The sequence below is a fragment of the Paracoccus mangrovi genome (assembly GCF_042648425.1).
Taxonomy (GTDB): Bacteria; Pseudomonadota; Alphaproteobacteria; order Rhodobacterales; family Rhodobacteraceae; genus Paracoccus; species Paracoccus mangrovi.
In genome coordinates, this window is record NZ_JBHRXJ010000011.1 from 39574 (window position 1) to 53458 (window position 13885).

Genomic DNA, 13885 nt, shown 5'->3' on the forward strand with positions numbered 1-13885 from the left:
ATCATGCCCGAACAGGCGCGGATCATAGCCAGGGGGATAGCTGCGATGCCAACCAGTATGAGCGGGAAACGGGACAAGCGGATCGACAGCGCGCGCAAGATCGCGGCCGAGGGCGGGGCCACGCTCGACCCCGAAATCCTGTTCAAGCGGGCCAGCAAGGACGATCTGGAACGATACACGCCCGAGATGCTGGCCCTGACCGCCGCCCACGCGCAGCGCGAGATCGCCGGCTGGGGCGGCGGCAAGCCCCGCGTCAGCATCCAGACCCTGCCGGGGGTCGAGCCGGGCGGCACCAAGGTTTCGGTCATCGCGATCACCGAAACCAACATGCCGTTTCTTTACGATTCGATCATGGGCGAGGTGACAAGCACCCATCGCGATATCCATCTGGCCGTGCATCCGATCCTTGTCGCCGATCCGGGCAAGGCGATGGCGCTGTTCGATCCCGATCTGGACAGCGATCCCGCCCACCGCGTCAGCCATATCCAGATCCACCTGAGCGAACTGGCCCCGGCCGAGGCCCGCGCGCTTGAGGCGCGGATCGGCGAGGTTCTGGATCAGGTGCATCAGGCGGTGCAGGACTGGCCGGAAATGACCGCGCTGCTGGATCAGGTCATGCGCGAAATGGCCGAACATGATGCCGGCCGCCGCAAGGCCGATCAGGACGAGGCGCTGGCCTTTCTGCGCTGGCTGCGCGACAATAATTTCACCTTTCTGGGCATGCGCGAATTCACCTATTCCGGCAAAGGGGACAAGGCCCGCGTCGAACGCGGCAAGGGCAAGGGGCTGGGCATTCTTGCCAATCCCGATGTCCGCGTCCTGCGTCAGGGCAAGGACAGCGTTCTGACCACGCCCGAAATCCTTGCTTTCCTTGACGGGCCGGAATTTCTTTTGGTGACCAAGGCCAATGTGAAATCGGTCGTCCACCGCCGCGCCTATATGGATTATATCGGGGTCAAGCGCTTCGACGCGGATGGCAATGTGACGGGCGAATTGCGCATCGTCGGGCTGTTCACATCGACGGCCTACACGCGGCAGGCGGCGGATATTCCGCTTTTGCGCGACAAGCTGACCAAGGTGGTCGAGCATTTCGGCTATGACCCGCAAAGCCATTCCGGCAAGATGCTGGCCAATACGCTGGAATCCTATCCGAGGGACGATCTGTTCCAGATCGATGCCGGATTGCTGGCGCGGTTCTGCGAACAGATCAACGATCTGGCCGACCGGCCGCGCGTGCGGGTGCTGGCGCGCGCCGATCATTTCGACCGCTTCGTGTCGGTGATCGTCTTTGTTCCGCGCGAACAGTATAATTCCGACGTGCGCGAACGCATCGGCGAATACCTGAAAACCGTCTATGACGGCCGGGTTTCGGCCTATTACCCGGCCTTTCCCGAGGGCGGGCTGGCGCGGGTGCATTTCATCATCGGGCGTTCCGGCGGCAAGACCCCGCGCATCCCGCAGACCAAGCATGAGGAAGCCGTGCGCGGCATCGTCACCCGCTGGACCGACCGCTTCAACCTGCTGGCGCGGCAGGACGGGGTCGAGCTGGACACCAGTCCCGCCTATCAATCGGTTTTTCCCCCGGCCGAGGCCTATGCCGACCTGTCCGACATCGTCGCCGTCCGGCCCGATGATCCGATCCGCATATCCTTTTATCACCTGCCGCGCGAAACGGCGCGCCCCGGTTCGGTCGAGCTGAAGATCTTTCACGCCGGCGCGCCGGTGTCGCTGTCGCGGCGGGTGCCGGTTCTGGAAAACCTGGGCTTTCGCGTCATCAGCGAACAGACCCATGACATCACCGTGCGCGAGGCCGGTCAGCCGCCGCGTCTGGTCGTGCTGCATGACATGGAACTTGTGACCCGCGACGGCCGCCCGATCGAGCTGGACAAGATCGGCGCCAAGCTGGAAGAGGCGTTTCTGGACGCATGGAACGGCGTGATCGAGGACGGCACCTTCAACCGGCTGATCCTGCTGGCCGGGCTGACCGCGCGCGAGGTGACGGTGCTGCGCGCCTATGCCCGCTATCTGCGTCAGGCCGGGATCACCTATTCCCAGGATTACATCTCGGACACGCTGAACAAATATCCGGCCATCGCCGCCGATCTGTTCCGGCTGTTTCAGGCGCGGCTCGACCCGGCATTGGCCGAGCGCACGCGCGAACGCAAATGCAAGGCGCTGCTGGCCGCCATCGAAGAGGCGCTGACATCGGTGCCAAGCCTTGACGATGACCGCATCCTGCGCCGCTATGTCAACGCGATCCAGTCGACGCTGCGCACCAACTTTTTCCAACACGACGCCGTGGGCAACCCGCCCGCCGTGCTGGCCTTCAAGCTTGATCCCCACGCGCTGGAGGGGCTGCCCGAACCCCGCCCCTATCGCGAGATCTTTGTCTATGGCACCGAGGTCGAGGGGGTGCATCTGCGTTTCGGTCCCATCGCGCGGGGGGGCCTGCGCTGGTCGGACCGGGCACAGGATTACCGGACCGAGGTGCTGGGGCTGGTCAAGGCCCAGCAGGTCAAGAACGCCGTCATCGTGCCGGTCGGCGCCAAGGGCGGTTTCTATCCCAAGCTGCTGCCTGTGGGCGGCAGCCGGGACGAAATCTTCAACGCCGGCAAGGATGCCTATAAGACATTCATCCGCACGCTGTTGTCGGTGACCGACAATATCGTCGGGCCCGATATCGTGCCGCCGCCCGATACGCTGCGCATCGATGGCGACGATCCCTATTTCGTGGTCGCCGCCGACAAGGGTACGGCGACGTTTTCCGACACCGCCAACGGCCTTGCGCAAGAGGCCGGGTTCTGGCTGGACGATGCCTTTGCCTCGGGCGGGTCGGCCGGTTACGACCACAAAAAGATGGGCATCACCGCCCGCGGCGCATGGGAGGCGGTCAAGCGCCATTTCCGCGAGATGGACACCGATATCCAGACCACGCCCTTTACCGTCGCGGGCGTGGGCGACATGTCGGGCGACGTCTTTGGCAACGGCATGCTGCTTTCGGAACAGATCCGGCTGATCGCCGCCTTTGACCACCGCGACATCTTTATCGACCCCGATCCCGACACCGCGAAATCATTCGCCGAACGCAAGCGCATGTTCGCCCTGCCGCGATCCAGCTGGCAGGATTACGACCGCAAGGCCATGTCGCCGGGCGGCATGATCATTGCGCGCGCCGAAAAGCTGGTGACGCTGACCCCCGAGGCACAGGCGGCCATCGGGCTGGACAAGGCGCAGGCGACCCCGTTCGAGATCATGACCGCCATCCTCAGGGCGCAGGTCGATCTTTTGTGGTTCGGCGGCATCGGCACCTATCTGCGCGGCAGCAATGAGACCGATGCCGAGGTCGGCGACCGCGCCAATGACGCGATCCGCATCACCGCAAACGAGGCCCGCGCCCGCGTCATCGGCGAGGGCGCGAACCTTGGCGTCACGCAAAAGGGGCGGATCGAATTCGGCCTGAATGGCGGGCGCTGCAATTCGGACGCCATCGACAACTCGGCCGGGGTGAATTCCTCGGACGTTGAGGTGAACATCAAGATCGCGCTGGCGCCGGCGATGCATGACGGCCGCCTGCCGCGTCCGAAGCGCAACCGGCTTCTGGCCTCGATGACGGACGAGGTGGCGGATCTGGTGCTGCGCAACAACTATCAACAGACGCTGGCCCTGTCGCTGACCGAAATGCGGGGGGCGGCCAATCGCACATCGCTGGGCCGGCTGATGACCCGGCTTGAGGAACAGGGGCATCTGAACCGCAAGGTCGAAACCCTGCCCAGCGATCAGGTGCTGGGCGAACGCTATCAGACGGGCAAGCCGCTGACGCGGGCGGAAATCGGTGTCCTGCTGTCCTATGCCAAGATCGTGCTCTTTGACGAGGTGGTGGCCAGCGACCTGCCCGACGATCCCCATTTCGCCGCCACGCTGGAACATTACTTCCCGGCGAAAATGCGCAAACCCTTTGCCGGCGACATCCGCGATCACCGGCTGCGGCGCGAAATCATCGCGACCGTTTTGGCCAATGAGGTGATCAACCGCGGCGGCCCGGCCTTTGTCTCGACGCTGACCGATGCGACGGGCTATGTGCCCGCCGATGTGGTCAAGGCGGCGGTGGTCGCCCTTGAGGGGCTGGGCCTGCCGCGCGTCTATGCCGAAATCGACGCGCTGGACAACAGGATCGCCGGCAGCTTGCAGAACCGCCTGTATCAGGATGTCGGCCGCATCTTTGCCCATGTGACCGAACGCGTGCTGCGCACCGGGCTAAGCCGCGCACCGGTCACCGAGGCGGTCGCCCGCCTGCGCGACGGGATCCACAAGCTGCGCGGCCGGCTGCGCGATGCCGTGACGCCCCAGATCGCCGAGGAAATCCGCGCCGAGATCGCCGATTTCGTCGAGGGCGGCGTCCCCGACACCCTGACCGCCGAGCTTGCGGATCTGATGCTGACGCCTCTGGTGCCGGAAATCATGGAAATCGCGGCCGAGACCGGGATCGGGCTGGACCGCACCGCACAGGGCTATTTCGCGGTGACCGAGGCGCTGCGGATCAACCGCCTGCTGCTGGCCGCTGAACGCATCCACGCCACCGAACAGTTCGAGGCGATGGCGCTGTCGCGCGCGCTGGCCCAGATCGCCGCCGCCCGGCGCGACCTGACGGCGGCGCTGCTGGTTGCGCAAAAGGCGGGACGCGCCTCGGCATCGGCGCTGGGGGAAAACGATGCACGCATCGCCAGCGCCGGCGAACAGCTGGAACTGTTGGTCGAAAAGGGCGAGCCCAGCCTTGCCCGGATCACCGTGGCCGCCGGGCTTCTGGGCGATCTGGCAAAGCTGCACGCCGCCTAGGCCGCCGACGGGCCGGGTGACATCCCCGGCCCGGCCGCATCACCTAGCCCGCGACGATGTCGCGATATTCGGGATGGCGCGCATAGAACGCGGCCATGAAGCTGCATTTCAGCACCGCCTTGCGCCCGCTTGCGCGGATCAGGTCAAAGGTTCCGATGGCCAGCCGCGTGCCGATGCCGCGCCCGCCATAGGCATAGGGCACCTCGGTATGGATCAACGCGACATTGCCGTTTTCATCGATCCGGTAATAGGCGGCGGCGATGTCATCGCCATCCAGCGCCAGTTCGAACCGGTGTTCGGCCGGGTTTTCAATCACGCCCTGGGACATTCCTTCCCCTTTCATGTTTGCGGGTCCTCTTGCGTCGCAAGGCCCAGATGATCGACCAGTTCGCGCGCCGCCGCACCCCCCGCGCGATTGGCCCCGATGGTCGAGGCCGAGGGGCCGTAGCCCACCAGATGCACCCGCGGATCGCGCGCGACCTGCGTGGCCAGCCGGCCGGTCATGCGGATGCCGCCGTTCTCTTCGCGCAGCTGCAAGGGCGCGAGGTGATCGAGCGCGCTGCGAAACCCGGTCGCCCACAAGATGATGTCCACCGCTTCCTCGCGGCCATCGGGCCAGCGCAGGCCGGTGGGGGTAATCTCGGAAAACATCGGCTGGCGGTTCAGCACGCCGCGCGCCTGCATGGCGCGGATCGCGGGGTTATAGGGGATGCCGGTGACCGACACGACCGATCCGGGGATCAGCCCCTGGCGCACGCGGTCCTCGACCCGGGCGACGGCGGCACGGCCATCCTCGGCGGTGAATTCGGCATCGCGGAATTCCGGTGGCCGCCGGGTCAGCCAGATCGTATCCGTCACCCGCGAAATTTCGTCCAGCATCTGCAAGGCCGAGATGCCGGCCCCCACGATCGCCACCCGCCGCCCGGCGAATTCCTCGGGCCGGTGATAATCATGGGTGTGCATCTGTCGGCCCAGAAACAGCTCGCGCCCCGGATAATAGGGGATCTGCGGCGCGTCCCATGTGCCGGTGGCATTGATGATACCGCGCGCGGAAAAGGTTTCGCGATCCGTCTCAACCCGCAGCCTTTCGCCCCGGTCACAGACCAGCCGCGCGGTGACCGGCCGATAGACCGGCAGGTGAAACCGTTCCTCATAGGCGCGGAAATAGGCGGGCACGGCCTCGGCGGCGCGAACCTCGGTCTGGCCGGGATCCAGCACCTCGGCAAAGCCCATGCCGGGCAGGTCGTGCAGCCGGTTGATGGTGCGCATGGTCAGCGTCGGCCAACGGAATTGCCATGCGCCGCCGGGCTGGGGGGATTTGTCCAGGACCAGATAGCCCTTGCCCCCCTTAAGCCCGAGCCGCCCCAGATGATAGGCCGCCGAAAGCCCGGCCTGACCGCCGCCAATGACAAGGATGTCGATCTTGTAGGCAAGGCTGTTCATCGGACCTCGGGCGCAGGCGCAGGGACGGCGCGGCCCAGCTTAGCCGCCGCCGGATCGGGGACAAGGGCAGAGAAAGCTGCGGCGCCTCAGGCCGGGTTGCCAGTGCCGTCGAACACCCCCTCGAACAGCGCCGAGGACAGATAGCGCTCGCCCGAATCCGGCACCACGACGACGATGGTCTTGCCCGCATTCTCGGGCCGATGCGCCAGCCGCAGCGCGACCGCCACCGCCGCGCCGCCGGAAATCCCGGCAAGGATCCCCTCTTCGCGGATCAGCCGCAGCGCGGTCGCCATCGCCTCGTCATTGCCGACCTGTTCGATGCGGTCGACCAGCGACAGATCCAGCACCGGCGGCACAAAGCCCGCGCCGATGCCCTGAATCTTGTGCGGGCCGGGCGCGACGGGATCGCCGGCGCGGGTCTGGGTCAGGACCGGGCTGGCCTCGGGCTCGACGGCGACGGACAGCAGGTCCAGCCCCCTGCCCTTGAGATAGCGGCTGACCCCGGTGATGGTGCCGCCGGTGCCGACGCCGGCGACAAAGATATCGACCTGACCGCCGGTATCCTCGAAAATCTCGGGGCCGGTGGTGCGTTCATGGATGCCGGGATTGGCGGGGTTCGCGAATTGCTGCAACAGCACATAGCGCCCGGGATCCGAGGCGGCGATTTCCTCGGCCCTGGCGATGGCGCCCTTCATGCCCTTGGCGCCCTCGGTCAGGACCAGTTTCGCGCCATAGGCCAGCAAGAGCTTGCGGCGTTCCAGGCTCATCGTGTCGGGCATGGTCAGGGTGATCGGAATGCCGCGCGCGGCGGCGACAAAGGCCAGCGCGATGCCGGTATTGCCCGAGGTCGGCTCGACGATTTCCTTGCCCGGACCCAAAAGGCCGCGTTCCTCGGCGTCCCAGATCATCGCCGCACCGATGCGGTCCTTGACCGAATAGGCGGGATTGCGGCCTTCGGTCTTGGCAAGCACGGTCGCGGCGGCGCCGTCGGTGATACGGTTCAGCCGCACCAAAGGCGTGTGCCCGATGCTCAGCGAATTGTCGTCATGGATCCTGGTCATGGCCATCGCCCCCCTTGGGTTTCCGATCTTGCCCGGTCTGCGGTGGCCGGACCCTCAAGCTAGGCATTCAGGATAGCAGATTCATCCGCCATGGCCCGAAAATCCCGAAACCTCGCCCGAACGGGCGTATCCGCACGGTTTCACGCGGTCCCGCGCCCAACCCGCAGGCGCAAATCGCACCCCCCCCATATCCGCGTGAAAATCGGATTTTGCGGATTACTGCGCGGTTGGCGGCGGCCGCCCCTCGGTGGTCTTGCCATTCGCGTTGCCGGCGGCATGGAACTTGTTTTCGCGGCTGTCCCCAAAGAGGTGACGGCTTTCCAGAAATTCGCGCTGGCTGCGATAGAAATCCATCAGAAAGTCCCATTCCCGGGCCGCCGGCACCGCCTCGGCATAGCCGATGCGGCGGCGGATGGTCTGGGTGACGGCGCTGATTTTCTCATGCGCCTCGGGGGATTTGGGGGGATCGCGCAGCACCTGTTCCAGCACCTGCAATTCATAGCGGCCATAGATGTCCAGATGCTCGGGGCCGAACTCATAGCCGCGCCGGGTTTCCACCCGCGACAGGTCCGGCAACAGCACGGCGCGCGGCGTGTCGACGACAATGGTATCGGCCAGCATGTCGCCCAGGCGTTGCCGGCGCTGGTTCAGGCACGGCACCAGCAGCACCGCGACGCACCAAAGCAGCGTGATCACGGTTTCGACCCAGGACGATCTTGCGGCGCCAAAGATAAAGGCGATGGGCAGAAAAAGCTCGACCTCTTTCATCAGATTGCGGGCGACGATCTGATGCGCGGTCAGGCGGCGGCCGTCCAGACTTATGACGCGGATGCCGGTGATGAGCTTGCCCAGCGTCCGGCCGTTCCAGATCAGTTCGGACAGCACATAATAGGGCACGCGGATAAAAAGGATGGTCAGCGAATAAAACGCCACCAGCGCCAGCCAGGTCAGGTGGCCGGCATAGATCACCGCCAGAAGCAGCAAAAGCGCCCCGCCATAGGTGAACAGAATATCCAGAAACTGCGCGCCGAAGCGGCTGCCCAGCGTGGCGATGTTAAAGCCGATCGGCACGCCCTCGGGCGGGATCTGCGACCAGCGGCGGGTATGGACCTTGGGCGGGCGCGGCTTGCGGGCGCGGCGGCGGGATGCCTTGGCGGGCGTCATGCCGGGGGTCGGGGTGGCGGAGGTCGGGGTGGCCGCGTCGCTCATGCGCGGGCCCCGCTTGCGGATGGCTGGCGGACCTCACGGCCCGACAGGGACAGCCACGAAACCCAAAGCAGCCCCAGCCCCCAGCCGATGACAAGCCGCCACTGGGTCGAGGTGATCAGCTGGCGCAGAAAACCCTCGACCAGCGCGGCGACGATCAGCATCAGCCCGGCCAGCAGGAACAGCTTGACCGCGTCCCGGCCCCGGTCGCGCAGGGCGGCGCGGCGGGTCTGTTGACCGGGAAACAGCATCGCCAGCCCCATCTGCGCACCGCCCGCACAGGCGAAACAGATCGCGGCGATTTCGGTCACGCCATGGATCGACAGCCAGCCCGCCACCTCATAGCCCAGCCCCTTGTCCGCGAACATCCAGACGAACCCGCCCAGAACCAGACCGTTGTAAAAGGTCAGCACAAAGCTGGGCGCGCAGAAAAAGATGCCAAGCGCGAATGTCAGCATCGCCACCTGGGTGTTGTTGGAAAACAGATATGAGGCAAAGCCCGAAAGCTCGTCATGCCCGCTATTCCCGCCATCGAACAGCGTCGAGCGCAGATAGTCGGCCGAGGCGTCCGGGGTGCGGCCATCCGACAGGCCCGGCGGCACGAGGCTGTAGAACCAGCTGTTATCCTGGGCGACCAGCGCCCAGCCCAGAAGCCCGCCCAGAAGCATGGCAAGAAAGCCGATGATCAGCGCCGGCGCAGAGCGCCGCACCGCCTGCGGAATGCCATAGACGATCAGCCGGCCGAAAAGCCCGCGCAGGCTTTCCTGCGGCGCATAGACGGCCAGATAGGCCCGCGCGCAAAGCGCATCCAGATAGGCCAGAAGCGCGCTGTCCATGGAAATCGCCCGCGCCACCGACAGCGAGTTGATCGCCTGCCGGTAGAGGCTGGCCAGTTCCAGCGCCTGATCATAGCTGAGCGCGCGGGCGCCGCGACGTTCGACGGTTTTCAGCAGCTCCTCAAGCCGCCGCCAGCCCGGTTCGCGTTCGGCGCGAAAGCGGGCGGAACGGATGATATCGGCGGGCAGCGCGGGTTGCGGCGCGGGACTGGCCGGGGCCGCGATGGGGGCGGTCATATCAGCTCCTTCGCCTTGATGTCGATATAACGCGAAACCAGCGCCGGGGTCAGCGCATCGGGGCTGACATCCAGACACAGGATGCCCAGCCGGTGCAGCTTGTCCAGCACCGCCTGTCGTTCGGTCACGATCTGGCTGGCGGCGACGGCGCGGGCGACGGCATCCAGCCCCTCATCCGCGGGGCGGGTCAGGTCCTGCATCGCCGGATCGCGCAGCGCGACATAGAGGATCAGATGCTGGCGCTGCATCACCGCAAGGTTTTCGACCAGCAGCTCGGCGGTGGTGGCGTCGACGAAATCGGAAAACACCACGATCAGCGAGCGCCGCTTGAGCTTGCCGTTCAGCGTCGACAGGCCCAGCGTGTGGTTGGATTCGACCGGCTCCTGGACCAGATCGGCACAGGTGGCCTGAATCCGACCGAACGCGCTGCGCCCCGGACGCGGCGGCAAGAAGGGCTGCGGCCGCGCGGCAAAGCTGTAAAAGCCGACATTGTCGCCCCCCAGCCCCGCCGCCCAGACCAGCGCCAGCCCGGCATTGATGGCATGGTCCAGCTTGCTCAGCGCGCCCAGCCTTTCGCCCATCAGGTGGCCGGTATCCAGACACAGCACGATCTGGTGGTTGCGCTCGGCCCGTGTTTCGCGCGCGATCATCGCCCGCGCCCGGGCCGAGCGTTTCCAGTCGATGCTGCGCGGATCCATCCCGGCGACGAAATCGCGCAGCTGGTGAAATTCCGAGCCGTCGCCCTTGATCTGGGTGACCCGCGCCCCGTCGAGCAAGGGCAGCATCTGCGCCTGAATGGCGCCCGACAGGATCGGCCGGATATTGGGCAGCCCGGTCATCGTCAGGTCGAGCGGCCAATTGGCAATCACCTCGAAAAGCCCGAAGCGCGAGGCATAGCGCATCGACAGCCGGGTGATGCGCTGCGCGCCGCGCCGGGTCAGCAGCATCGGCACGCTCAGCATCCCCTGCCCCGGAATGCCGGTCAGGGGCGCGGTCTCGATCCCATCATCATGGGTCAGCGCCAGATCATAGCGCGCCGGCAGGCGCGGCGCGTCAAACGCGACGCTCAGCGGCACATCGGCGCCGACAAAGCCCGTGGCCGGGGCCTCGGCCCGGGCGGCGATCCGCCGCGAGGCGGGCGAGGCCAGCGCATCCGCCGCCGCCAGCACGGCCAGCCCGCCCCAAAGCACCACCAGCGCAAAGCCCCGATCCGGCAGCTTGACCGTGATCAGAACGCTTAGCGCCGCCAGCACCAGCGCCAGCGCGATCAGCCGGACCGAGGGCCGCATCAGCGCGGCGCGTCCTGGCGGTTCAGGATCGCGGTCAGCACGTCATCGGGGCTGCGCCCGTCGATTTCGGCCGTGGGGCCAAGCACGATGCGGTGGCGCATGGCGGGCAGGAACAGCGCCTGCACGTCATCGGGCAGCGCATAATCGCGCCCGTCCAGCGCCGCCCGCGCCCGCACCGCACCGGCCAGCGCCACCGCCGCGCGGGTGGATACCCCATGCAGCACCTCGCCATCGCTGCGTGTGGCGCGGGTCAGATCGACGATATATTGCACGATGGTCGCATCCAGCCGGATCGCGTCGACCAGCGCATGCCCCTGTTGCAGGGCCTCGCGGGTCATGACCGAGGTCAGGGGCGTCGCATCCTCGCCCACCGGGCGCAGGGTGCCCCGCGATAGAATGGCGATTTCGGCGTCACGGTCGGGGAAATCGACGATCAGCTTGAACAGGAAACGGTCCAGCTGCGCCTCGGGCAAAGGATAGGTGCCGTGCTGTTCGATCGGGTTCTGGGTGGCAATGACGAAAAACTCGTGGCCCAGCGAATGGGTCTTGTCGTCGATGGTCACCGCACGTTCGTTCATCGCCTGAAGCAGCGCCGATTGCGTCTTGGGCGGCGCGCGGTTGATTTCATCGGCCAGCAGGATATCGGTAAAGATCGGCCCGCGCGTCAGGCGGAATTCATTGGTCTGAAAGTTGAACAGGCTGACGCCCAGCACATCGCCCGGCATCAGGTCGGGGGTGAACTGGATGCGGCCGAAATCCAGCGTCGTGACCTGCGACAGGCATTGCGCCAAGAGCGTCTTGGCGGTGCCGGGCGGCCCCTCGAGCAGGCAATGGCCGCGCGCGAAAAGCGCGATCAGCAGGTGATCGATCAGTTCGGCCTGACCGGCGATGACCTTGCGGATTTCGCCGCGCAGGGCATCAGCGAGGCTTTGAAATTCGGTCAGAGTCATGGCCATGGGTCAGGGTCTCCAGAAGGCTGCGATAGGTGTGAAGCTGTCGGGTCAATTCGGCATGGGGCATTTGCGGGGCGCGGGTCATCAGTGCCTCGGCGGTCTGTTGCAGGGCCTGGGCCGCGGCGGCATCGCGCCGCGCAAGATGGGTGAAAAGCCGCCCCTGCCCGGCCTGCGCGGCGGCCGTGCCAAAGATCTGGCGCGCCAGATGCGCCAGATCGGCGCGGACATAATCGGCGACCATCTGGCCGTCATGGCCCGACAGCCGCAAAAGCCGCGCCTTGGTCGCGATGGCCGCCGTCTTTGACGACTGGGCCGGCGCATGATCGGCGGTCAGCAATGGCCCGAAACGCACCGCCCCGCGCCAGAACGAAAGGCCCAGCACCGCCAGCATGATCACCCAAAGCGCGGTCAGCGGCGGCTTGAACAACCGGCCAAGGGCGCTGGCGTCGCGTTCATAATCGCGGCGCTGGTTATCGGCTTCGTCATCATTGGCATATTGCGTGAAGATGGCGTCATGGGTGTCCACATAGACCGGCCGCGTGTCATCGCCGAGATAGTCGCGCAACATTCCCACGGTGACCGCGCCATTATCGGCCAGCGTCAGCCCGTGATTGTTCAGCAGATCGGGATCCGACAACAGCAATATCGGCCAGACATCGTCATATTCACAACGGATCACCAGCGCCCCGGCCTTGAGCGGCAGAACCGGCCGGCATGCGTCCGGCAGGCTGGCGGGATCGAAAAGCTGCGGCTCGAACAGTGCCAGCGAGCCCCATTGCGTATCCTCGCGCAGGAAACCCGATCCGGGGCGGATCAGCCGCAGATCCGTCTCTGACAAAAGCTGCGAAAACAGCTCGGGGTAGTTGTCCAGCGGGATCAGGGTCGAGCGATGCACCGCCCCACGCGCAAAGCTGCCCGCCACCCATTTCGGCGGCACGATCAGGTTTGGCATCTGATAGAGCCGCTCGAGCACATGGTCATAATCGCTGTCCAGCAGCGTCGGGGAATAGAATTGGGCGTGCTTGTCCAGCCCGGCGGGGATCGGGTTCAACAGGTCGGCATCATGCAGCGTCAGAATGCGGATCGACAGCGAATCGCTTTGCGGGGTCAAAAGCGGATTGGATTCCTCGGCCGCGATCCCCTGTGATTTCAGCCATGGCGCCAAAAGCGAAAAGCCGATGGTCGAGCGGTTGACGCGCCGTTCCTCACCCCCGCGGTTGAGTACGAAAAGCAGCGCCAGCACGGCAAGGATCAGTATCCCGCCAAGGATCAGGGGCAAACGGCTACGCATGGGCGGGCTTTTTCGGGATCAGCAATTGGCGGCCCGTTTCCAGCGCCCGGGCAAAGCCCGCCTCATCGACGGCGCGGCCGCCATAATGGGCCAGTTCGGTGGCATTGAGCAGCAATGCCAGCGGCTGATGAAAGCGCCATCCTTCGGGCAGGCGGCGAAAGGCGTCGCGTTCGGTATCGGCGCGGGCAAAGCGGGTATCGCTGTCATCGCCGGCAAACAGCAGGCAGTGATGCAGCAGCCGCACCATCGCGGCGCTGCGGTCGGGCATCGCCGCGATCTGATCCAGCAGGGTTTGCGGATCGGTCATCCGCTCGGCCTCGGTCAGGGCCCAGGATTCGGGGGCGGCGTGCCGCAAACGGTCGGGTTTCGGCGCGGCCGCAAGCAGGTTGCCGCTGCCGCCGAAACGCATCCACAACACCAGCCCCAGAAGAAACAGGCCGATGACTGCCATGGCCGAAACCGACCCACCGTCGACACCGATGCCATCACGGCGGGGCGACACGTCGGGACGCGACAGCTCGATCGCCGGCCCGTCGGCCAGATCGCCTTGCAGCCGGGTCACATAGGTCATCCCGGTGTCGATCCGGCGCAGCCTGGCCTCGGTCATAAGCCGGTCCAGATCGGCCCCGCGCGGCGGATCGGCGGCCTCGATCACACGATAGCCGTCCTGCTGCGCCAGCGCGGCCGCGCCCGTCAAAAGCGTCAGGGCCAGCGCAGCAAATGCCGCGCGCAGCAT

At 66.0% G+C, this 13885-nt stretch carries 10 protein-coding genes; 1 reads left to right on the forward strand and 9 read right to left on the reverse strand.

Translation table 11 applies throughout. From position 1 onward, the window contains the following. Nucleotides 1-57: 57 nt before the first annotated feature. Nucleotides 58-4833 (forward strand): NAD-glutamate dehydrogenase, encoded by a 4776-nt coding sequence (locus tag ACFOMH_RS14470; protein ID WP_377745323.1) that lies wholly within the window; start codon nt 58-60, stop codon nt 4831-4833. A gap of 43 nt (nt 4834-4876) precedes the next feature. On the opposite strand, the gene ACFOMH_RS14475 is transcribed toward ACFOMH_RS14470, so the two are convergent. The 9 genes from ACFOMH_RS14475 to ACFOMH_RS14515 all read right to left on the reverse strand — a co-directional run bounded on the left by ACFOMH_RS14475 (nt 4877) and on the right by ACFOMH_RS14515 (nt 13885). Continuing rightward, nucleotides 4877-5161, reverse strand: coding sequence for a GNAT family N-acetyltransferase (locus ACFOMH_RS14475; RefSeq protein WP_377745326.1), 285 nt, complete (start codon nt 5159-5161; stop codon nt 4877-4879). An 11-nt stretch (nt 5162-5172) separates the two neighbouring features. Further along, nucleotides 5173-6276 (reverse strand): NAD(P)-binding domain-containing protein, encoded by a 1104-nt coding sequence (locus ACFOMH_RS14480; protein WP_377745329.1) that lies wholly within the window; start codon nt 6274-6276, stop codon nt 5173-5175. Nucleotides 6277-6362: 86 nt separating this feature from the next. After that, nucleotides 6363-7343 (reverse strand): cysteine synthase A, encoded by a 981-nt coding sequence (gene cysK / locus ACFOMH_RS14485; RefSeq protein WP_449301456.1) that lies wholly within the window; start codon nt 7341-7343, stop codon nt 6363-6365. Between the two features lie 210 nt (nt 7344-7553). Then, on the reverse strand, nt 7554-8546 hold the full coding sequence (locus ACFOMH_RS14490; RefSeq protein WP_377745330.1) for an RDD family protein: 993 nt from the start codon (nt 8544-8546) through the stop codon (nt 7554-7556). Further along, complete coding sequence (locus ACFOMH_RS14495) at nt 8543-9616, reverse strand: stage II sporulation protein M (protein WP_377745332.1); 1074 nt, start codon at nt 9614-9616, stop codon at nt 8543-8545. Before ACFOMH_RS14495 ends, ACFOMH_RS14490 begins: the two co-directional genes overlap by 4 nt. Continuing rightward, nucleotides 9613-10905 (reverse strand): DUF58 domain-containing protein, encoded by a 1293-nt coding sequence (locus tag ACFOMH_RS14500; protein WP_377745333.1) that lies wholly within the window; start codon nt 10903-10905, stop codon nt 9613-9615. The genes ACFOMH_RS14495 and ACFOMH_RS14500 overlap by 4 nt, the downstream gene beginning before the upstream one ends. Further along, a complete protein-coding gene (locus ACFOMH_RS14505; protein ID WP_377745335.1) occupies nt 10905-11861 on the reverse strand; it encodes an AAA family ATPase in 957 nt (318 codons plus the stop codon). Before ACFOMH_RS14505 ends, ACFOMH_RS14500 begins: the two co-directional genes overlap by 1 nt. Further along, the gene (locus ACFOMH_RS14510; RefSeq protein WP_377745337.1) at nt 11824-13149 is read right to left on the reverse strand and encodes a hypothetical protein; all 1326 of its coding nucleotides are present in this window, start codon (nt 13147-13149) and stop codon (nt 11824-11826) included. The genes ACFOMH_RS14505 and ACFOMH_RS14510 overlap by 38 nt, the downstream gene beginning before the upstream one ends. Continuing rightward, nucleotides 13142-13885, reverse strand: a complete 744-nt coding sequence (locus ACFOMH_RS14515) for a hypothetical protein (protein ID WP_377745339.1) — start codon at nt 13883-13885, stop codon at nt 13142-13144. The genes ACFOMH_RS14510 and ACFOMH_RS14515 overlap by 8 nt, the downstream gene beginning before the upstream one ends.